Source organism: Modicisalibacter ilicicola DSM 19980 (assembly GCF_900128925.1).
In the GTDB taxonomy this organism is placed as follows: domain Bacteria; phylum Pseudomonadota; class Gammaproteobacteria; order Pseudomonadales; family Halomonadaceae; genus Modicisalibacter; species Modicisalibacter ilicicola.
The window spans coordinates 1-20,705 of record NZ_FQUJ01000003.1; the positions used below are offsets into that span (position 1 = coordinate 1).

At 54.1% G+C, this 20,705-nt stretch carries 15 protein-coding genes and 1 pseudogene; 1 reads left to right on the top strand and 15 read right to left on the bottom strand.

The features are described from left to right. Window positions 1-92 precede the first annotated feature (92 nt). A pseudogene (locus tag BUA41_RS02555) lies at window positions 93-665 on the top strand (integrase core domain-containing protein); the annotation flags it as partial. A 130-nt stretch (window positions 666-795) separates the two neighbouring features. On the opposite strand, the gene BUA41_RS02560 reads toward BUA41_RS02555, so the two are convergent. The 15 genes from BUA41_RS02560 to BUA41_RS18850 all read right to left on the bottom strand — a co-directional run bounded on the left by BUA41_RS02560 (window position 796) and on the right by BUA41_RS18850 (window position 20,299). Further along, a complete protein-coding gene (locus tag BUA41_RS02560; RefSeq protein ID WP_084671087.1) occupies window positions 796-3,816 on the bottom strand; it encodes a DEAD/DEAH box helicase in 3,021 nt (1,006 codons plus the stop codon). Between the two features lie 52 nt (window positions 3,817-3,868). Continuing rightward, on the bottom strand, window positions 3,869-6,916 hold the full coding sequence (locus BUA41_RS02565) for a type III restriction-modification system endonuclease (protein ID WP_072819471.1): 3,048 nt from the start codon (window positions 6,914-6,916) through the stop codon (window positions 3,869-3,871). Beyond that, window positions 6,913-7,974, bottom strand: a complete 1,062-nt coding sequence (locus BUA41_RS02570) for a virulence RhuM family protein (RefSeq protein WP_072819473.1) — start codon at window positions 7,972-7,974, stop codon at window positions 6,913-6,915. The genes BUA41_RS02565 and BUA41_RS02570 overlap by 4 nt, the downstream gene beginning before the upstream one ends. After that, window positions 7,971-9,875 carry a site-specific DNA-methyltransferase gene (locus BUA41_RS02575; RefSeq protein WP_084671090.1) on the bottom strand — a complete coding sequence of 635 codons (1,905 nt, stop codon included), beginning with the start codon at window positions 9,873-9,875 and terminating at the stop codon, window positions 7,971-7,973. Before BUA41_RS02575 ends, BUA41_RS02570 begins: the two co-directional genes overlap by 4 nt. A 42-nt stretch (window positions 9,876-9,917) precedes the next feature. After that, window positions 9,918-10,250: a hypothetical protein gene (locus BUA41_RS18845; protein ID WP_139249040.1), complete on the bottom strand. Its 333-nt coding sequence runs from the start codon at window positions 10,248-10,250 to the stop codon at window positions 9,918-9,920. Next, window positions 10,247-10,927, bottom strand: a complete 681-nt coding sequence (locus BUA41_RS02580) for a DUF4391 domain-containing protein (protein ID WP_072819474.1) — start codon at window positions 10,925-10,927, stop codon at window positions 10,247-10,249. Before BUA41_RS02580 ends, BUA41_RS18845 begins: the two co-directional genes overlap by 4 nt. Then, the gene (locus tag BUA41_RS02585; RefSeq protein ID WP_072819475.1) at window positions 10,924-14,283 is read right to left on the bottom strand and encodes a helicase-related protein; all 3,360 of its coding nucleotides are present in this window, start codon (window positions 14,281-14,283) and stop codon (window positions 10,924-10,926) included. The genes BUA41_RS02580 and BUA41_RS02585 overlap by 4 nt, the downstream gene beginning before the upstream one ends. 310 nt (window positions 14,284-14,593) lie before the next feature. Then, entirely contained in the window at window positions 14,594-15,589 is a 996-nt protein-coding gene (locus BUA41_RS02590) for a relaxase/mobilization nuclease domain-containing protein (protein WP_072819476.1), read from the bottom strand. After that, window positions 15,582-16,097, bottom strand: a complete 516-nt coding sequence (locus BUA41_RS02595) for a relaxase/mobilization nuclease domain-containing protein (protein ID WP_072819477.1) — start codon at window positions 16,095-16,097, stop codon at window positions 15,582-15,584. The genes BUA41_RS02590 and BUA41_RS02595 overlap by 8 nt, the downstream gene beginning before the upstream one ends. Then, window positions 16,090-16,608 (bottom strand): plasmid mobilization protein, encoded by a 519-nt coding sequence (locus BUA41_RS02600; RefSeq protein WP_072819478.1) that lies wholly within the window; start codon window positions 16,606-16,608, stop codon window positions 16,090-16,092. The genes BUA41_RS02595 and BUA41_RS02600 overlap by 8 nt, the downstream gene beginning before the upstream one ends. Window positions 16,609-17,275: 667 nt before the next feature. Continuing rightward, complete coding sequence (locus BUA41_RS02615) at window positions 17,276-18,283, bottom strand: TrbL/VirB6 family protein (RefSeq protein ID WP_072819481.1); 1,008 nt, start codon at window positions 18,281-18,283, stop codon at window positions 17,276-17,278. Between the two features lie 9 nt (window positions 18,284-18,292). Continuing rightward, a complete protein-coding gene (locus BUA41_RS02620) occupies window positions 18,293-18,520 on the bottom strand; it encodes an EexN family lipoprotein (RefSeq protein ID WP_072819482.1) in 228 nt (75 codons plus the stop codon). Window positions 18,521-18,565: 45 nt separating this feature from the next. Further along, the gene (locus BUA41_RS02625; RefSeq protein WP_072819495.1) at window positions 18,566-19,213 is read right to left on the bottom strand and encodes a TrbJ/VirB5 family protein; all 648 of its coding nucleotides are present in this window, start codon (window positions 19,211-19,213) and stop codon (window positions 18,566-18,568) included. 2 nt (window positions 19,214-19,215) lie between these two features. After that, complete coding sequence (locus tag BUA41_RS02630; protein WP_072819497.1) at window positions 19,216-19,539, bottom strand: hypothetical protein; 324 nt, start codon at window positions 19,537-19,539, stop codon at window positions 19,216-19,218. A gap of 73 nt (window positions 19,540-19,612) precedes the next feature. Further along, window positions 19,613-20,299, bottom strand: a complete 687-nt coding sequence (locus BUA41_RS18850) for a hypothetical protein (protein WP_139249042.1) — start codon at window positions 20,297-20,299, stop codon at window positions 19,613-19,615. Window positions 20,300-20,705: the final 406 nt, after the last annotated feature.

A 20,705-nucleotide genomic window follows, 5' to 3' on the forward strand; every position in this document is an offset into this window, starting at 1 on the left:
GGTCAGCTCGTTCATGGTGTCCTCCTTGTTATCGGGTGACACCAGTCTGACGGGCGCTATTCAGCCGTAGAAGATGGGTTTTGTGGACCGCTTACGAACATGACGCGCCGGGAGATCTCCTGCATCTGGACATCAAGAAGCTCGGCCGTTTCGCGCGCCCGGGACACCGCGTGACCGGTGATCGCCAGCAGAACACCCGTGGCGCTGGGTGGGAGTATGTCCACATCGCGATCGATGATCACTCTCGTGTGGCCTTCGGCACCCGCTACCCTGATGAAACCGGCTGGAGCGCGTGTTACGCGCTATTGGAGGCCGTGCGGTATTACCGGGGGCTGGGGATCCGCTTCACGCGGGTGCTGACCGACAACGGCGCCTGCTACCGGGCCGGGGCATTTCACCGCCTGTGCCGGCGTCTGGGGCTGAAGCGCAAGCGCACTCGCCCCTATACGCCTCGCACCAATGGCAAAGCCGAGCGGTTCATTCAAAGCGCCCTGCGCGAGTGGGCCTATTCGCGGTCCTATGAGAGCTCAGAGCAGCGAGGCCAGCATCTGCCAGCTTGGTTGCACCAGTACAACTGGCATCGTCCGCATGCCAGTCTGGACTACCAACCTCCCGTCAGCCGGTTGGGGCTTTCCGTGAACAACCTGGTGGGTTTACACACCTAGAGCGACCCAATTCCAGTGTGTAGGTGGAGGTCTACCTCTACCTCTACCTCGAAACAAAAATGCAAATCAACATAACTTAATTTAACAGGCCGTCGGGTCACAAACCTTAACATTTATTTTTTATAAGACGTCAACTCCCTATAACAACTAAATTATTTCCAGTTGTCTCTTTTACGTATAAATCAATAGAGCCAAGAAGTGACAAAACGTCAGCACTAACATTCTTGGTATCCAAGCCGGCCTGAACAACATAAAACTTATATTCTTTCCTAAGGCGCCCACCATGTTGTCTTAGCAACTCAAAGTCACGGAACTCTCCTTTTTCTAACCGACTAGATTTACTAGCATTAACACGTGAACGCTCCCTTTTCTTCAACTGATCTATCAGCTTATCAAATTCGCCAACCCATTTGCAGCACTTAACGATCTGCCCACAGACTTCATAAAAATCAATAATGCGCGACCCTGGGGAAGCACCATGGGAATACTTAAGATGAAAAAACTCTATCACCAACACTTCACCTTCATCCCTAAATGAGACTATGTCTGCTACCTCATTAGCTCCATCGTCATCAAACACAATCCAGCTTTCATGCTGTTGTACAATTTTCGAAATCACGGCATATTGAACAGTATCTTTATTTTTTTCCTCTCCTTGGGACTCTCTCCTCACGTTGACATCCCAGGACCACTGTTTCAATAAACCAACTCTATAATGAGGGATTGTAAAATCATCCGGACGAACAATATGCAAGTTCTCAAATAGCTTAGAACCGTCCTCAAAGAATACCGAAGGAGATTCTTCATTATTAAAAAATTCCTCCAACAGCCTTTTTCCATCTTTATTATTTAAATACAAAAAATCCCCGCCTAGCCTTTTAATTTGATACCCATTCTGAGAAATCGTATAGCTATATTTTTCTGAAAAACCACCAACAGAAACATCAAAATTAACCTTCCCCGGCTGGAAGTCAAAAATTGAGAAACAGGCATCCTCAAGGTTATAGGACCTCCCCACCACCTCTAGACTTACTGATGAAAATCCATACTCGAACAAATAGTCAGGCCAATCCAGGCATATTGGAACCAAGTCAGGGATATGACTGACCTCTCTTGTCCTCATAACCTTATCCAGTATCGCATTTGGGTTTATATGATCATCATTAAGCTTACTTCCTATTTCTCGACACCAATCTATCCAATCAATAACAGGCGCGCTACTCATAGACCATACTCGGCCCTTATAAGAGCAGCCTATGCTAACTTTCGACCCACTCTCAAAGCCTTTTCCAAATAAGTTTGATTTATAAGAGCTACCCTGAGCCAAGTCATTGATTGCAGTTTCGATATCTATACCTGTATACATTACATAGCGCAAAGGGCCACGCCTACCTTTATTAAGCCCCGCGTTCTGTAAAACCAGCCTTTCGATGTTACCAAAACTTTTGAAAACATGATCACCTTTAAGGAGGTCTGGATTCTTTGCCAGACATTTCACCAAACGAAATCTAGCTCCAGTTTTAGAAGAATCATGTATAAATAGCAGGCCTTCCTCTTCATCATAGAAAGCTATAACAAGACGCCACTCGACTTGAGACAACTCAGACAACGGAGCCCATTTTGTAGAAACATCTATTTTTGTCACTAGCACCAGAATATTAGGGCTTGATATCTTTATTGAAGCTACTAGCTTCTCACCTCTTTCCAAAGGCACTTTAGATGTATCAACATCAAAGCTTGCAGAATCAACCTTGTACACAATTGCACTTAGCGCAGGTTTTATATTTTCCAGCGGAATTTCATTTCCTGTTGTTATTGAGTTCTCAATAAACTCCTGAAACTCCACCTCTCTCTTAATGCTTGCCTCACTGATCCTTTGGAGAGATCTATTCCAATCAGGATCTTCTTCATACAGGCTCTTTAAAGTATCTTCGACCCTCTGGTCACAGATATTCGCTACAAAGGTAGGGTTTCCTAAATCAGGACGATCTCGCACAAATCGCCCAGCAAACTGCAGGGTTATAGGCAGGCTTTTATGTATATCATGCAAGGCACAAACTTTTAGCTCTGGCAAATCAAAGCCTTCCCCTAACATGTTAACACAAACAACAACACGGTGTTCTTTATCAACAACTGCTTTCAACTTTCTTCTCTGACCAGCCATACCGCTATAAATAACCACTGGATTTAAGTCACCACATTTCTCCTTGTATATCTCCCCCACGTCGTTTGCTCTTTGCTTTGTCTCACACCTTGCCATAAGGATGTGATCGTAGCCATTCGATAAATCTTCTCGCAATTGAGCTACTGCTGTTTCAGCGACTTTCTCATCGCCAACAATATCGCTAACTTCATATACAGACTTAAATGTAATATTCCTAAAATAACCACTTTTTTGCGCCAGGGAGATCGGGTAGTTGTAAATTATCTTACCCCCCACTTTCTCCCTATCTTCCCTAAATGGAGTAGCTGTAAACTGAACAACATCCTTTCCAGAAAATGCCTCTTTCACAGATCTCCAGATTTTAGCTTTAACGTGATGGGCTTCATCTACAAACAAGTGGCTGCAAGCTTGAAAAAGCTTTTTCTTGATCTGTGGGCCTGCAAGATTCAAAGAATGCGGCGTGGTCACAATCACATTAGCGGACAGAAGAAAACTAAGCTCTTCATCACTTTCAACCCCCCCTGAGATTAACGCAACTACTGGATTAAGAGTTTCATTATGTATCGCATTTAACTCCCTCAACTTTCCCAAGCCAATGAACTTATTAAAAGTTTGTTCGCGCAAGCTATCTGTCGGCACCACTATTAATGCTTTATCAACAGGCAGCCCACATATGGAAGCCAACATTGTCTCAGTTTTTCCAGTTCCTGTCGGCATCACAACAGTAACATCTTTTCTTTCATGCCCAGTCAAGTGAGACAAAATAGAATATAGTGCTGAAACCTGAGGCTGCCGCAAACTTTTAATTTCAGAACATGGGTCAAGTGCGTTGATAGGAGTAACTTTTAGAGAAGTTCTCCAAGATTCTTTGACAGCTTCTGAAACTTCCTCAAAGCTTCTCTCTAATAGATCCCCCCTACTAGATGAAAAACACAGCTTTACGCTTCCACGCTCCCTCTCTATAATCCTGTTTTCTCCACTTGACATATCCCTGCCTCATAGTTGTAGTTTGCAAATTATTTAATAACTTTATTTTTTGTCAGCGAACTAAATCTATCAGCTTGTCATAGGAATCTACGACATCATACTTCACCTTCGCTGTCGCGATGGTGTCGAAAAATTCATTGGCACACTTGATCTTGGCCTGCTCGATCTCACGCAGTTCCAGTGATGACATGCTGCCCTTAGTCTCGGCCACGAAGTAGACGTGCTTGACGTCGTTCTCGTTGAAGGCGATGGCCCAGTCGGGGCTGTAGTTGCCCACCGGCGTCGGGATGAAGAAGCTTTTCGGCAGCTTAGCGTAGACCACCACCTCCTTGCCGGTGTCGAGCTCTTTGACAAAGTCCCGCTCAATCTTGGAATCGGTCACCACGTAGTCGTAGACGTGGCGGTTGGCCTTGTAGGCGTGATCCAGCTGGTTCTCCGGCTTCTCGATGGTGAAGATTTCCCGGCTGTGCTGCCCGTTGATGGGATCGTAGCTGATATGCTCGACCACCATGCTGGCTTTCTGCTCGTTGATCAGCTTCGCGGCCTGGGCCATGAAGTCCTCAGGGTTCATCTGGTACTGCTTGAAGGTCTTCGGCTGGGTCTTGGAGAGAATCGCCGCGACGGTGCGCCGTGTCAGTTGCGTGGCCTCGGCCAGGCGGCCGATCAGGTCGTACTGAACCGCCGAGTGAAGCGAGCCATCATGCTTAACCCGCTCGCTCTCGTTGACGGTGAAGGCCTGCCCGCTGGTCATGTCCTGGTAGCTGGCTTCCGCCTTCTGGGTGCCGCGCTCCACCTGATACTCCAGGCGCTTCACGTTGAGCTTCAGGTCCAGGTAGCCCACGCATTTCTCGATCAGCTCGTTGGAGTCGAAGCTGACGGAGTAGGCCGCCTTGCGGTTGATACGCTCCCAGAGCTCCTGAAATTCCTTCTTGTGGAAGTTGTCGTTGAGTGGGTTCAGCTTGGCCTTGCGGCCGTCCTCGATATGCGGCAGCTGGGCGTTGCTGAAGACGCTGTCAATAAGCTGGAAGACCTGCTGTGCATGGGGCTGCAGCGACTCCGGCAGCTCGGCCAAGGTGCCGTCTTCCTTGGCCTGGTGGTACGCCTCGGTAATATGATCGGCGCTATCCGTGTAGTCGTGCTTGAGCAGATAGCGGTAGATCTCCTTGGCCATGGCGGGCGTGACCTCTACCTCGCCCTCATCCGACACGAGTAGCTTGCCGGTAAAGTAGGCCTCATCGGCGACCCGCGGGCGCTCGGAGAGGTCGTTGCTGATATCGCGCTGCAACGCGTCGACAAAGTTCTTGTAGCTCTCGCTGGCGACCACTGTCAGCTCGTTGATGTCGTGCACCGTCAGCGGGTCGTCCATGCGGTCCCCCAGCTGGTTGACCGCCAGACGCAGGCCGCGCCCCACCTCTTGGCGCCGAGAGATGGTGTTATCGCTATGCTTAAGCGTGCAGATGACGAAGACGTTGGGGTTGTCCCAGCCCTCCCGTAGTGCGGAGTGGGAGAAGATGAACCGGGTGGGCTCCTCGAAGGAGAGCAGACGCTCCTTGTCCTTGAGGATCAGGTCGTAGGCATCGACATCGTCCGTCTCGGTGGAGCGCGCCTTGGTCTTGGGGTCGACGAGGCGCTTGGACTTCTTGTCGATGGAGAAATAGCCGTTGTGGGTGTTTGATGCGCTGATGCCCTTCAGGTATCGGTTGTACGCACTATCCTCCAGGGTCAGTACCTGGTTGAGCTGACGATCATATTCCTCCTCGAACATTTCGGCGTATTCGCCCAGCGCTTCGCCGCTCGCATCGTACTGGCGGTACTTGGCCACCTCATCGATGAAGAACAGCGTGAGCACCTTGACCCCTTGGGAGAAAAGCAGCTGCTCCTTCTTGAAATGCGCCTTGACCGCCTCGCGGATCTGAATCTGGCGTAGCGCCTTTTCGGTGACATCGACGGTCACCTCCCCGGCGGTGAGCTCGACGCCGTTGGTGAAGCTTAGCTGGTCCACCCGGGCGTCAATGTCCGAAACGACGAACCCCTTGTACTGATCCAGCCCGCCTGACATCTCATGAAGGTTGTCGCCCTTGCCCAGCTTGCGGCGCTTGCGCTTCGGGCCACTGGCCGTCTTTTGTTCATATTCGACCCAGGCTATGGGTGGCTTGTTCTTGGCCGTCTCGATGTTTTCCAGGTAAAGATAGGCATCGGTACCGGTGAGACCCTTGGTGGTGACACCACGTACCGAGATCTTCTTCACCAGCTTCTGGTTGTAGGCGTCCAGAGCGTCCAGGCGGTGGATCTTGTTGTAGGTTGTCTTGTGGGTGGCCGAGTAGCGCACGATGAACAGAGGATTGAACTCGCTCAGAGAACTGAGCGTCTTGCCTCCTTCCATCTTCTGCGGCTCATCGAGGAACAGGATCGGCCGGTTGGCCTTGATGACATCGATGGGACGCCGCGACTGGAAGTCGTCCAGTTCGTCGTAGATGCGACGGTTGTCGGCGCCACGGGAGTTGAAGGCCTGCACGTTGATGACCATCACGCTGATGCCGGCATCCGAGGAGAAGCTCTCCAGGTTGTGCAACTGCTTCGAGCCGTAGATGAAGAAGCGCGCCTTCTCCCCGTAGCTCTCCAGGAAGTGGTCGGCGGTGATCTGCAGCGACTTGTAGACCCCCTCGCGGATGGCGATGCTGGGCACCACCACGATGAACTTGCTCCAGCCGTAGCGCTGCTTCAGCTCGAACATGCTCTTCAGATAGACGTAGGTCTTGCCAGTGCCGGTCTCCATCTCCACGTCTAGATTGATGGGGCAGCCGGTCTTGTCATCCTTCTTTAGGCCATCGGAGAGCGGCAGGTTCTGGCGGCGCTGCACCGCCTTGATATTGCTTAGAAGCTCGACCTCGGAAAGTTCCAGCGCAGCGTTCTTGAAGCCGGCGTCGTCGAGGTCTGGCGAGGCATACATATCTCGCTGCATCGGTTGCGCCAGATAAGCGGTCTCACCCGGGTCGATGCGGTAGCGGATGCCGCTACTGAAGGGCTGGCCAGCAAAGCAGTCCACCAGCGCCTCGACGGCCCGCGTCTGGTATTCCTGAGTCTTGAACTTGAGCTTCATGGCGTTTCGCTCTCCCCGCCTTGTTCCGTATCACCGTCCTTGAGAATGCGGTCAAAATCACTCTCGAACAGGCGATCCTGGACAATACGAAACTTCTCGAACTCGCTTTCCGCGAACGCCTTGGCCAACTTGGCGGTTACCTTCCCGCTATCCTGTAGCACCTCGCGATCATCGAATTCCAGGAACATATCCAGCCGCTTGGCCCAATCCTCCATGGTCATGGGGATATTGCGGCGAGCGCGCTCCTCGGCAAGATCCAGGTAGGCGTTGACGATTCGCCCCAGCGACTCCAGTTCCTGCTGGGTCAGGTAGTTCTTGGCAATAGCCACATCCGTCTTGACCACCTTGCCATCCGGAGCGTTATCCCATGAGGTGAGGCCCATGTGCGGCTTGCGACTATCCGCCCTGGCCTTGATCAGCTCGGCAGCGGTATGGCCGTGGATGGCGAAGTGGAGCTTGTTCTGCACCTTGGCGAAGAACTCCTTGGTGGTAGGCGCTGCGGGATTGTAATCCACGCTGGTCGCATAGATATCGGTGATCTTTTGATAGAAACGGCGTTCGCTGAGCCGGATCTCGCGAATCTCGGCCAGCAAGTGCTCGAAGTAGTCTTCCCCCAGAAAACTGCCGTTCTCCATCCGTTTCTTGTCGATGACATAGCCCTTGATGGCGAATTGCTTGAGTACCTGAGTCGCCCACTGCCGGAACTGGGTCGCACGGATCGAGTTGACCCGGTAGCCTACCGAAATAATGGCATCCAGGTTGTAGTGTTCCACCGAGCGGGAGACTTCTCGCTGCCCCTCCTGTTGAACCGTTCGGAATTTCCTAACAGTTGCCTCACGGTCCAGCTCGCCCTCGACGTAAACATTCTTGAGGTGCTCATTGATGGTGGGCTTGGTGACACCGAACAGCTCGGCGATGAGCTTCTGCGAGAGCCAGATGGTGCCATCTTCGTAGCGAGCTTCGATGCTCTGCTCACCATTTTGCCCGGTGAAAATCAGAAACTCCGCCGTGCTGTTGCGAATCAGTTGGCTGCCCTGGCTATTTTTGCCCTTGGTCATATCACCTTCACCTCTGTATTGGGCGACTTCTGGGCGAAGATCTGCTCGACGTTGATCTTGACGCTGTCACTGGCAAAGCCGGCATCGCGGAACACCACGCGCAGCGGCTCGTACTCGGCGAGCTGCTTGACGAAGGCCTCGTCGATATCCAGGTCGAAACAGGCGGCCAGGGCCATATGCTTTTCGTCCCCATCGACGAAGAAGATGGTTTTTCCAGCAACCTCCTGGCGAGAAATGGGAAGAGAAAGATCCACTCCCCAATCAACCAATACTTGAAACAGAAGATCCTCAGGAGTGCGGCCTTCTTTGACGTTCTCCGCAGAGTCGAGCAGCCCCTGCTGCGACAGGCTGTCTGGCCGGTAGTAAGTATCCTTCATATTGGTAGTGCTTACCTTGAGAACGCGAAAGCCAACATCTTTTTTCCACCCAATGTGGCATTCGCCTCCGAGGATTTTCTTCCCGGCAATTCTGATGCGCTCTTTGGCAAGGTCGGCAATCGTCTTGAACCCCTGGCTATATGCAGCAGATGTTTTTTCGATTTCTTCAGGCAGCTGCACCAGAATGAACCTGCGATTTCCACCGTCTTTAGCGTTGCATGTAAAAACCGCATGAGCTGTTGTCGCAGACCCAGCAAAAAAATCCATTACCAGCGCATCTTCCGGCGCTCCCTGTTCGATAATAGCCTGGATCAACTCCACCGGCTTGGGAAACGAAAACAGCTTTTCGCCAAAAAGATTTTTCATCTCTCTAGTGGCAAAGCTATTCATTGGCGAAACTATTGTACTTTGACCCGCAGAGGAGCCAGGCCTCTCTATCCATGATGAAACCGGAATGGTTGGCTTCATGGCTTCCGAGGCAAACCGTTTCAACATTGGCGTTCCCTCTGAAGATTTTGGAAAAATCACTCTCCCTTCTGATATTTTTTTGGCCATAGTCTGGCGACTATAGGGCCAGTATCGCCCCTTCGGCGGCCAGAACTCGTTTCCGGTGTCAGGATCACGAATGGAATAGTACGTGTCTCCCCCCGGCTTTCCCGCGCTGAGATTATCAGATATCCAGGCGCCTCTTGGGTCACTGTCTGGATTGCAGTACTTCTCGAAGGTGCGCTCCACACCTTTTAGGGAAGCGACAGCTTTCGTGTAAACCAGAACGTATTCATGGTCTTCACTAAGATTTGCAACGGCATCCATGGCACCGCTGCGACGCTTCCAGACAAAGCATCCGAGGAAATTCGATCCACCAAAGACCTCTTCACAAAGTTTTTGGAGGTTGGCCTTTTCATTATCGTCTATCGATATAAAAATGATGCCACTTTCTCTCAGTAACTGCCTGGCAACACGCAACCGCGAGTACATCATGGTCAGCCAATCGGAATGAAATCGCCCATTGCTATTCAGGTTCGTTACAAGTCTGTTGCCTTCCGCATCTTTTTGATTTGTAACACTTAACTGCGAAGACGCATCTGATGAAAAATCGTCCTCATAGATCAAGTCCGTCCCCGTATTATAGGGTGGGTCGATGTAGATGACGTCCACTTTCCCCAGGTACCCCTCTCGAACGAGCTTCATCGCTTCGAGATTATCACCTTCAATAAAGAGATTTTGGGTTTCAGAAAATGACACACTCTCCTGAGTACATGGGCGAAGGGTTTTCTGAATAGCTGAATTGGACTCAACTAATGCGGAACGTTTTCCAGGCCAATCGAGATGATAGCGCTCCTGCGCATCGTCGATCATAACCCCATGGAGCGCTTGCCTTAATAGAGAGAGGTCGATACCGCGTTTCAGTGCTCCCGTCTCGTCTCTGATCTCTGTAAGTGCTTCTGGCAAAAATTTAGCAATAGCGTCCACAAGTTCAAGAGAAACATCTTTCGTTGACATATCCAGCTTTTCGATTGCCATCTTCACCCACAGCCTATTTTAGTAGTGAAAAAATAATCGGTTTCAATTTTCACCTAACCGATAACCGGCGCGAATCAATGACCAGAAAAAATCGCGATCATTGATTCTGTAAGACCAACGAGATCGATAAGGACGCTCTCCTTGCTCGACATGCACGTCAGCCGAGGCTAGGTCATCCAAAAGCTCCGCCTCGCCATTAAAGTACACACGCACTTCACGTCCCCACTTGTTACGCTGGTGCTGATAACCACTGCCTAGCACCGGCCTTTGACCTGTAATATCAAGATATTCACTCTCAAAAGTGTCGGCAGTATCCGGATTCACCTCTACCTCAAGAAAGACATCACTTGCTTGATTAAAAAAGCTAACATTCATGTGGTTACTCCTTTCATCATCGCTTGTATTTGGTTTTCAATTTCGCGTAACTTGGCGTTGATCTCAACCTTGCGGTTGAACTGTTTCTCGTTGCGTAGGCGCTTCTCGAGGGTCGCCGCGTCTTTCTTGAGGGATTCCACGGCCTTGAGCCGCTCCAGCTGATCCGGCAGGGCTTCGCCCTGATGCGGCGGGGCGGGGAGCAGGCTGCGCAGCAGTTGCTGGTAGAGCTGCTTCAGGTCGATGGCCGTAGGCAGCGGTTGCCGGGGCATCTCAGCTGGCAGCCAGTCGCTACTGGCGTAGTGGTCATCCAGCACCCATTTGCTGGGGTCGGCCTGGCTGGGCCGCTTGTAGGCGGCGGTGACACGGATGCCGCGGGTGCCGTGTAGCTCGAAAAGAATCGGAAAAGGAATGGCACGGTCGATGGCCCGCAGCACGTCTCGGTGCAAGTCCTCGCCTTTGAGCGTGATCACGAAGACCTGCAGCTCCGGCACCTCAAAGGAGCCAGGCAGGTTGATCGTGTTATAAGCGAGCTTGGCATGCCAAGTGATCTGGGCGACCTCATCCCGCAGGCGTCCCCTGAGCTTGGCGGTGGCCCGCACATGCGCCAGGATGCGCTGCTTGGCGACCACGCGGTCGAGCACGGACTTGGCAGGGTACAGATAGAGCGGTGCCGTCATGATTCTTTCTTGCGTTCCCAGCTGGCCGCATGGCGCTCCGTGCCCATGTTTGAGCCCGCCTCACGAATGACGATGAAGGTAATCAGCTCGAAGTCGTCGAGCCCTCCGATGGTATCGACCAACGCCGTGGTCTCGCCACCGCTGAACAGGCTGTCGATGTCCCTATCCTCCTTCACCTCTATCATCGAGCGGATAGCCTGATCCAGCAGCTTTGAGTAGGCGTGCATCTCCCGGCCATCGTGGGTTTCCTCGTTGAAGGGGCGATAGACGGCTTCGACGGGGGCGCTCAGCCCCTTGCAGGCGGTGCGTGCCAGGTCGAGCAGGCGTTTGACCTCGGTGTAGTCGCTGATCACCTCGCCGGTGTGGCTGATGTAGACCAGGTAGAACGGGTGCAGGCGGTTCTGCTGCTGCAGGCCACTGCCTTGGTGACCTACCCGCTGATTGAGATTGCGCAGGGTGAAGATGACCCCGGGCTCCAAGCCCTTCTCTGGGCGGGTCGGCACCACGGTATGCAAGCCGTTGGGAACACTGCTTAAATCGCCGTTCTCCTTCATGTAGCCCAGCAGGTCCATGCGGAACTCGTTCAGACCCAGATCGGTAATCGACACGCCGGACTTGAGGTCTTCCATCTCCACCACTTCATCCTGCAGCCGACGCAGCTGCTCGCGGCGGTAGGCGACGTCGTTGGACTGGGCATTGAGCACGTTATCGTCGCCGGTGGCGGTGACGTCAGCGATCACCATGCGGTTCTCGACGCGCTCCTTGAGGTTGATGTACTCGTCCAGGCTGATGTCCGGCCAGTAGTTGACTAGCTGGATGCTGGCGTTGGGCGAGCCGATGCGGTCGATGCGCCCGAAGCGCTGGATGATGCGCACCGGGTTCCAGTGGATATCGTAGTTGATCAGGGTGTCGCAGTCCTGCAGGTTCTGGCCTTCCGATATGCAATCGGTCCCGATCAGGATGTCCAACTCGCGGGGCTCGCCGGGGTACACCACGGCCTTGCTCTTGGCCTGTGGGGCGAACAGCGTCAGCAGGCCCTGGAAGTCGTAGTGCTGGCGACTGTTGGGCATGGCCCCGATGGTGGACTTCGGCGCGTTGCTGCCGGTCACCAGGCCGGTGTGCACGCCTTGGCTCTCCAGCAGGCCAGGTGCCAGGTTGTCGTAGAGATACTTGGCGGTGTCCGCGAAGGCGGTGAAGATCATTACCTTGCGGTTGCCGGGGTTGATCGGCGAGGCCAGCTTGCTGGCGATCTGCGTATTCAGGTGCTGCAGCTTGGCATCGTCGGCCGAGGTGACCTTGGCCATTTCCTCCAGCAGCAGTTCGATCCACACCAGGTCAGTGCTCAGGTCATGCTCCCAGGACGGCAGATCCATGTCCTCCAGGCTGATCTGGACCTTCTTGCCCACCGTGGTATCGCCCGGCATGGGAATGCTGTCGTCGTCGGGGTCGGCATCTTCGAAGGACGCGGTGATATCCGCGAAGCTCTCCGAACGGCCGGTCTGCTTGAAGGCCGCAATCTTATCCAGGATGGTCTGGTAGCTATCCTGCAGCCCTTCCAGGGTCAGGCGAAACGCCGCCACCGAGCTCTCCAGGCGCTTGAGCAGGTTGGTGGTCATCAGCGCCTGCAGGCTCTTCTCCCGGTCCACCTGCCTGAAGCGCCCTCCCCCACTGGACACCTCGGTGTCGTACATTGCCTCGTACTTCTTGAGGCGGCTGGGCAGGATATAGCTGATCGGGGCGTAGACGGAGAGCTTGAGCTGGGAGAGCTGCTGGAAGATCTCGTTGAAGCCGATCACGTCGGTTCGATGGGTGAGCGGACAGTGAAACGAGAGCGGCTTGCGGCGCTCCGGGAAGCTGCCGATATCGCTGGTGTCGTAGAAGGTTTCGATATGCCGGCGTGAGCGAGCGATGGTGACGCTATCCAGCAGCTCGAAGAAGTCGAAGTCCAGCGCCTGCAAGATGGCACCCGTGGTGCGCTTCTCCGGCGGGAGCGCCGACCACTCGTTGAAGGTGGACTGGGCGCGCCGGAAGATGCCCTCGATGTCCTTGGCACCGCTGAGATGGCGTGTCAGGTTCTCGGCTTCGCCCTCGTAGGCCAACGCCAGCTGATTCTTCAGATCGGTGAAGCGGTTGTTGACCGGCGTGGCCGAGAGCATCAGCACCTTGGTCTTCACCCCAGCTCGGATCACCTGATTCATCAGCTTCTGGTAGCGAGTCTCGCGATCCTTGTAGACGTCGTTGTTGCGGAAGTTGTGCGACTCGTCGATCACCACCAGGTCATAGTTGCCCCAGTTGACGCGATCGAGCGGCATACCGAAGGATTCGCCACGGGTGCGCTGCAGGTCGGTATGGCAGAGCACGTCGTAGTTCAGGCGATCCTGGGCCAACACGTTGGTGGTCAGGTTGCGGTTGTAGGTTAACCAGTTGTCGGCGAGCTTCTTGGGGCACAGCACCAACACGGAGCGGTTGCGCAGCTCGTAGTACTTGATGACCGCCAGGGCGGTGAAGGTCTTCCCAAGGCCCACGCTGTCGGCCAGGATACAGCCATTGTAGGTCTCCAGCTTGTTGATGACGCCGGTGGCCGCGTCGCGCTGGAAGTTGAACAGCTTCCGCCAGACGGCGCTGTCCTGGTAGCCGGTGCGGTCGTTGGGCAGCACGTCCTCGCTGATGTCTTCCAGGAATTCATGGAAGATGTGGTAGAGCATCAGGAAGTAGATGCGCTCCGGCGGGTTCTCCCGATAGACCGAGGCGATGTGCTCGCGCAGCCGCTCGGTGACGTCCTCGAGCTTCTCCTTGTCCTGCCATAGCTGGTCGAAGAGGGCCATGAACCGGGACGTGTGATCCGGCTCACTGAAGCGGGTGACGAAGTTGGAGATCGCGTTACCCTGCTGGTAGCCCAGATCCACCGCCGTGAAGCCCTGCAGCGGCATATAGACCGTATCGCCGCCTGGGGCCGCAACGCCGGCAAAAGGCTGCATGGCGGCCTGTCCGCGGTTGGAGCGGAACCGGGCCTTGCGGCGCATCCAGTCCGCACACTCACGAGCAATGGCCCGCTGGGTCAGCTTGTTCTTGAGCTGGATCTCGAACTCACTGCCGTGGACGCTGCGCTCACGCTCCGCCTTGGGGATGTGGAACTCGCGATGCTCCTTGCGGAACTTGTCACTCGCCTGGTCAGGGACGAAGGTAGGTGAGGTAAAAATGAACTCGACCGAGTCAAGCGCCTCCAGCTCATCCTTGAGCGCTTCAAAGGCATAGATCGAGAAGCAGGAGGCCGCGATCTTGAGACGAGCACCGGGCCGCAGGGTATCCTTCAGGTCGTCACCGAGCAGCCGGCTGACGTTATCGATGATCTCCAAGCCTCATCCCCGCATTAACAGTCCAATTAGTAATTTTGACGCAGTTATAATAATTTACCGTAGGTTACGGTAACTGCGGGGGAGACGGCAATCTGAGCCGACGCCTACCTGATGGTCTGATCGCTCAACAAGGAGGCGTTCGGCTAGAGCCCTCTGTGCTGCTGCCCGCGTTACGATCGAGGGTGCAAGCGTCATCACTCACGATCGTCCAGGCTCAAAATGAGGCCCAGTTGGGCCTCATCCTTCTCAGGTGCTGACGGCTCCGCCAGGCCAGGCTCATGTTTAGGTTGAGCTTCTACCCAGAGCTCACCTACCTTTCGTCTTGTTGATCCTTCAACCTCCTGTTTTCTCCCCCCTGGCGCGTTTGAGTACTCCCTTGCAGCCGCCCAGCGACCTTCTTCTCGAGCTCGTGGCGTTCAGCCTTCATCGGCGGCATGGAGCCCACAAAAGCCACGATGCGCTTGGCCAGCTCCTGGTCGTCGGGATCGCGGCTCTGTGCCAAGTTCTTGGCCGCCGTCAGCCAAGCCTTGCGGACGTAGGTCTGGCGCTCCTTGATGCGATCCTCCCAGGGCCGCGGCTTTGGGGCTTTTCCGGCCCGCTGGGCGCGGAAGTCCTCAAGGACCTCCCGGACCTTCGCCTGGTCCACCTGTGGCCTCTGGTCTTTCTCGCGGATATGGCGCACCACTTGACTGACGCCTTTCTTGATCACGCCACGGGTGGCACGCGGTGTGGCCTCGGCCTCTACCCCTCGGCGCTCCAGCTCAGTGGCGAAGGCCTCCCGCCACTTCTGGGGGTCGCCCTTCTTCACATTCAGCCGGTAGCCGTCATAGCCCAGGTTCTTCACCGTGAGATGAACATGGGGGCTGTCCGTGTCGGTGTGAAGCGCCATGACATACTGATGGTTCTGGCCAAATTGACGCTTGGCAAACGCCCGAACGGCATTCTTCACATCGCGCGGCTCAGTTCCAGCGGGCATGGACATGATGATATTGGTCGTATCACGGGTGTTCTTCCGGCGCTTGCCTTGGTCCAGCGACCAATCCTTGGCCAGGGCGCGAACCTCGTCCTTCCCCTTGATCACATCACCACGCTCATCCTCGAGTTCCAGTTTGCCATTGCGGCTGATGTAGTCCAGGTGAGATTGGACATGATCGGCTCCCTTGGCATTACCGGTGATCTTCACCATGACCTCGGGCACATAGTTCACCACTCGCCGGGCACGCGCACGGTTGCCGGATCGTCCACCCTTACTCGTGACCGGGCCTTCCAGCAGGTCAGCAATAGTGTCGTCAGCCAGACTACCCATCCTCCCCCCTTCGGTGCACTCTTAGTGTCGCTTTCGCTTTAATTCCCAGACGCCCCAGCTCGGCGGCGAGTGACTCCCGCCACTTCTTGGGGTCGCCCTTTTTCACATGCAGGCGATGGCCGTCATAGCCCAGGCTCTTAACCGTAAGGTGAACTTGTGGGCTGTCCGTATCAGTGTGGAGCGCCATGGCATACTGATGATTCTGACCAAACTGCTGCTTGGCAAATTCCCGGACGGTATTCTTCACGTCGCTCGGATCAATAATGGCCTGTATGGACATGATGATATTGGTGGTGTCACGAGTGTTCTTCCTGCGCTTGCCCCGATCCTGCGACCAGTCCCTAGCCAAGTCACAAACCTCGTCTTCGCCCAGGGTTATAAAGCCGCGTTCGTCTTCAAGCTCTACAGTGCCATTTTTGCTGATATCCATTAAATCTTGCTGAATTTGATGCGCGTTGTAAGCATGGCCATCAACCCGCACTATTACCTGGTTCGTCGAGCTAATCATTATCCCCCCAGCGGTTCATGTTGCGTGACAACAGGCCGGTCACATGTTCCTTGTGCTGCTCGATCCGCTCAATCAGTTTCTCGATAGCATCTTGCTTGAGCTTCTCACTCTCTCGAAACTCGATATTTATTGCCCTAGCCACCTGGTTGAGGTTGCGCCCGATGGCCGTCAACTCTCGGTTGGATTCCCGCAAGGCGGAAATCTCGTCATCGGCCAGCACGGGTTCCCTATGCAATTCAGCTAGCACCATTGCCGTGAGCCAACTGGTCCGGCTGGGATAGCCCTCCTTTCGGGCTCGTTGTACTAGCCATCGTTCCTGAGTAGGCGATAGCCGGATTGTGATCTTGCGTGACCTCGTTTCGACCTCCTGGTCTTCCGCCATCTCAACTCTACCGGCAACACGCTGAATCATCCGCCGCAGCATTTCCGACTCGCGCAGACCGTTGGCCTTACAAAATTGCGCCCAGGCGTTCTTCTCAATTTCTGTCAGGCGTGCTTCAACTCTCGGCATAGTCCAGTTTTCTCCACCGCTGGGAGGTGGGCTAGGCAAGCTTGCCGGCATACGCCAGCATTTGCCGAATCCTGCCCTAGCTCTAAACCCATTCATTCTTTTCGTACGCACGAAAAATGACTGTCGTTATCGGTCACAGAAGTGCGCGCTAGGCTTCACCATTAGTAATACGCACGGACCTGTCTCAAACCTGCTCGTCGCCTGGGGCTGATCGGGAGGCTTCGCCATTAGTAATAGGGGAGGCACTTGTCTCAACCGCATCCGTCTCTCCATGCTCCCGGCGACGCTTGGCCAGCTCAGCTTTCATCCACTGCCCAGAGGCGCGCATCTCGGCTCGTAGGTCCTCGATCTCCTCGGGTGTCAAACGGCGGTAGCTCATGGGGTCTCCTCCTGAGATGTATCACGCCGGAGCTGCGGATATATCGCTGCGCGCCATCGCCACTGGAGCATGCACACGGCAATACCTGCCGCACAGACAAAAAGAGTACGAGCAGCCTCGCCATCGCCAGCAAGAGTGCCCCTGACCAAGCCAGGCAGTTCAGGGAGCAACGCCAAGGACAGCAGGATACCCACCACCAGTAGCAGGCCCGAGAATCCCAGCTCACCGCCTCGCTTTACTCGCATCCAGCGGGCACGCCAGGTGCTAATCCATCTAGTTCCCATCTTTTCAGCCTCCTGTAATCGTGTTGGCGCTGAAGCGCTTCTGATAGGCCCGCTGGGCAGCCCTACCGGCCTTGTAAACGCCTTTTGCTGGAGCCGCCGCTGCCGCACCAGCAAGGCGAGCGTCACGTTGGACGCCGCGATATTGACGCCGGATCGTTGAAGGCCGCATGGCATTCATGGCTGAGCCGAGGGCACCTTGCGTTGCCAGCGCGATACCGCCTCCCAGAGCCGATGCCATGGCTGGCACCTGCTTGAGGAACAAGAAACACAGTCCGAAGAACACCACAAAGACAGCAGCGTCCCACATGGTGGTCAGGTCACCGCCGCCTGCCATCATCCTGACCAGGAATAAATCACAGAATTCGAGAACCAGTCGTCCACCAGCGGCGGCCAGCACCAGGATCATTCCGAAATTCATCACTTGACCCAACCAACTCTCGAACCACCGCTGCGTGGTGTTGAATAGAAGGCCAATGATGAACAGTGGGCCGATGCCCAGCAGCAGCGTAGTCATGATCTTGCTCAGCAAGATAAGGAACGCCACGATAAAGGCCACGGCGCCACCTGCGGCAAGGATGGCTAGGGCAATCAGGTACAACCCAAAATTACCGTTCATCACGCCAGCCTTGTTCCAGGCCCGGTCTGCTATCTCGAATACCCGAGAAAAGAGTTCGTCCATAATGCTGGCCATGCTGCCGGCAGGTGTGCCGGTTACAACAGCTGCGATTTTCTCCGGGCCGTGAGCCAACACATCAACGACAATATCCATATAGGTGCCGACTGTCAGGCCCAGGGTCATGATGAAGCCGATGCGGATGATGCGAAAAGCACCTTCCTGCAAGGGCTCACTGACCTTTCCAAACATCATCATGTAACCCCAGACGGCTATCCAAAGGATCATCATGCTGGTAAAGATCGGTGCGATGTATGCGACCACATCCCCAACAGTGCTGGATATATAGGTGTCCAGGGCATTTTCGACGAGCTCGAAGGCCCCTTGAAAAAGATCCATAAGGCCTCCTTACCAGATATCGCGAGGTTCGCCACTGGACAGCAGTCGTTCAGCTTCCCTGGCATTGATGCAATTCGAGTCGTCTTTCAACTCGCCGGGGTTATTGGCGCACATACCCAGGATCACCTGGCGTTCGTCATCGTGGGCCTGATACCAATCCACAGTCTGCACCGGCCCGGTTTCCGGGGTGTCGTCAAGGCAACCGGTCAGCACGACGCTGGCCAGAGCGACGATCACAAAATTTCGTGCGCACGAAAATTTCCTGACACTCATGGGGCCTCCTTACCAGATATCGCGGGGCTTGCCGGATGACTCGACGGTCATTTGCTGTACGCGCTGGTTGTGCATGGCTTGGCTAGCCTCGGCCTGCGAACGGAGCATGGACAGCTTGGCCATCTCGTTTTGCAGCATGACTTGCTCGGCGCCGATACGGGCCTGAAGGTCCAGAACGTCTTTCTGGTCGGGGCTGTTGTTGACCTCGGCCACCAATCCGGTTAGCTCGCTGAAACGATCCTGAGCTTGCTCCAGGGACTTTTCAGACTGGCCAAGCCAGGTCGCCGTGTTTTGGTTGCCGCTGTCGTACAGGTCCGCCACATCGCCAGACAGACCGTGTTCGCTAGCGCTCCTGATGCCAGCGTTGCTTAGCACCTGGTTAGGATCGACGTTCACGGCGGTGTCATAGGCCGAGTCGATAACATTACCCAGGCCACGAACGCCGCTCATGCTGTCCAGCTCCTTGTTGGCTGTTTCGAGCTGGCTTTTCAGTTGCTCAATTTGGTTAAGCATGTGCTGGACCTGCAAAATCTGCTGGGTCAGGCTCGACACGTCGATAACGGGAATCCCGCCTGCCATAGCTGGCTGAGATAGCCCAATGGTAGCCACGAAGGCGACACCGGCCATTTTTCGTGCGCACGAAATTTTGTTGCTCATGATCACGTCTCCTTTTGAGGGTACTGCCGGGTCGCCTTGGCCTCCAGACGCCGTTTCGTCCTCTGGAGCGTGAGCGACCGTTTTTCAAAATCCAGGCTTTTCAGGTCGATGGATTCCATCACCTCTTTCATCTCTTCGATGCAGGTGAAGAAGTCTTCGGGAAGGGCTTCCAACCCTTCGGTGAGAAAATCGCAAGCGTAACCGGCAATGATCACCAGAGTTCGAATCTCACTCTGGATGGCGTGCTGTTCGACCGCGTGTGATCGGCACAGCCGTGACAGGCCACTGTCGGTGAAGGCGGGTGTGATACCCTGCTTGTTAGCCATGGGTGCCTCCTATGCAGGCAGTCGTGGTTAGGCGCGGTCGGGGCCATCATCCCCGTTCCGCGCCGCTCGAATTCTATGTGCGGAGGGCTCTGCGCATTTCATCTACTGCAGGAGCTCCAACCTTATCGCTGCCGTAATTTCTCGCTATGAGGTCTGCTCTTTGCTGGCCCAGCAACTCTGCCATCTCGGCCCGCGTTAATTTTGATTCGGATCCAGGATGATTTTCGACCTTGCCCGCCTCGCTTTTATTTCTTGATGTACTCTGTGTTGTATTCTCTGTAATAGATTTGCCCTTTGGTCGAATCAAGGTTTGACCATCCTGACCACCAGATCGGCCAGAAGGGATAGTAGAATCGACCAAAGGGAAAAACTGGGAATTACAACCACCTCCAGAAGAACCTTCGTCGAGTTGGTCCGTCAAGAGCTCAAGCAAGCGTTCACAGTTCACTCGGTACCAAATCTTTGCAGGAACATCTCTCCTCTCTTCCTCAAGAACGCCAATGTCCACTAGCGATTTTCTAGCATTGGCCTGCTGTTTCGGTGTTAATCCAGTTTCTGACTCCCAGCTATCTTCGCCTCGCTGATTTTTATAAAACCATCCATTACGTGCTTTCGTCTTAGAATTTTTACTCCAGTAAAAAGCTTGACTAAGGAAAACTGCACCTGGAACCGAAACACCAGGAAGAAGCGTAAATGCAGTATAATAGGCAATCACCCTGCCCAGAATCTCCTGCACTACCGATGGACTAAAACGCGACATATCAAGAACACTCCAAACCCAGGGCGTCTTTTACTTGGAGCGTCCGAAAATAGACTCGACGTCCCACTTTCACCATCGTCGGCTTTAGCTTTCTGGACATCTCAGTATCGCTATATAGGGAGACACGTACGCCATCTGGAGAGCGACCAAGAAGATCTGCCAGGTCAGATATACTCATCAGAAGGCCGAACCGCTCAATAAGGTAATCATCTACAGTCATAGCTAGCACTCATCAATCGAACATCGACGAAATTGATGCTAACCAATTCAAGAAAAAGCTCAAACGAGAAAAATTACAAAAACAATCAAAACGATATATATTGATTTTCAATATATAATATTTTGACCACTAATCTTCACCGAAAATTCTCATGTATCGCTAAAAAAATCATACAGTTAACAAAAA

Excerpts from the sequence above, each read along its gene's own strand:
- BUA41_RS02615 (WP_072819481.1), bottom strand. The coding sequence starts at position 18,283 with ATGGATCTTTTTCAAGGGGCCTTCGAGCTCGTCGAAAATGCCCTGGAC.
- BUA41_RS18850 (WP_139249042.1), bottom strand. The coding sequence starts at position 20,299 with ATGTCGCGTTTTAGTCCATCGGTAGTGCAGGAGATTCTGGGCAGGGTG.
- BUA41_RS02560 (WP_084671087.1), bottom strand. The coding sequence starts at position 3,816 with ATGTCAAGTGGAGAAAACAGGATTATAGAGAGGGAGCGTGGAAGCGTA.
- BUA41_RS02625 (WP_072819495.1), bottom strand. The coding sequence starts at position 19,213 with ATGAGCAACAAAATTTCGTGCGCACGAAAAATGGCCGGTGTCGCCTTC.
- BUA41_RS02565 (WP_072819471.1), bottom strand. The coding sequence starts at position 6,916 with ATGAAGCTCAAGTTCAAGACTCAGGAATACCAGACGCGGGCCGTCGAG.
- BUA41_RS02630 (WP_072819497.1), bottom strand. The coding sequence starts at position 19,539 with ATGGCTAACAAGCAGGGTATCACACCCGCCTTCACCGACAGTGGCCTG.
- BUA41_RS02580 (WP_072819474.1), bottom strand. The coding sequence starts at position 10,927 with ATGACGGCACCGCTCTATCTGTACCCTGCCAAGTCCGTGCTCGACCGC.
- BUA41_RS02575 (WP_084671090.1), bottom strand. The coding sequence starts at position 9,875 with ATGGCAATCGAAAAGCTGGATATGTCAACGAAAGATGTTTCTCTTGAA.
- BUA41_RS02590 (WP_072819476.1), bottom strand. The coding sequence starts at position 15,589 with ATGGGTAGTCTGGCTGACGACACTATTGCTGACCTGCTGGAAGGCCCG.
- BUA41_RS02595 (WP_072819477.1), bottom strand. The coding sequence starts at position 16,097 with ATGATTAGCTCGACGAACCAGGTAATAGTGCGGGTTGATGGCCATGCT.
- BUA41_RS02570 (WP_072819473.1), bottom strand. The coding sequence starts at position 7,974 with ATGACCAAGGGCAAAAATAGCCAGGGCAGCCAACTGATTCGCAACAGC.
- BUA41_RS02600 (WP_072819478.1), bottom strand. The coding sequence starts at position 16,608 with ATGCCGAGAGTTGAAGCACGCCTGACAGAAATTGAGAAGAACGCCTGG.
- BUA41_RS18845 (WP_139249040.1), bottom strand. The coding sequence starts at position 10,250 with ATGAATGTTAGCTTTTTTAATCAAGCAAGTGATGTCTTTCTTGAGGTA.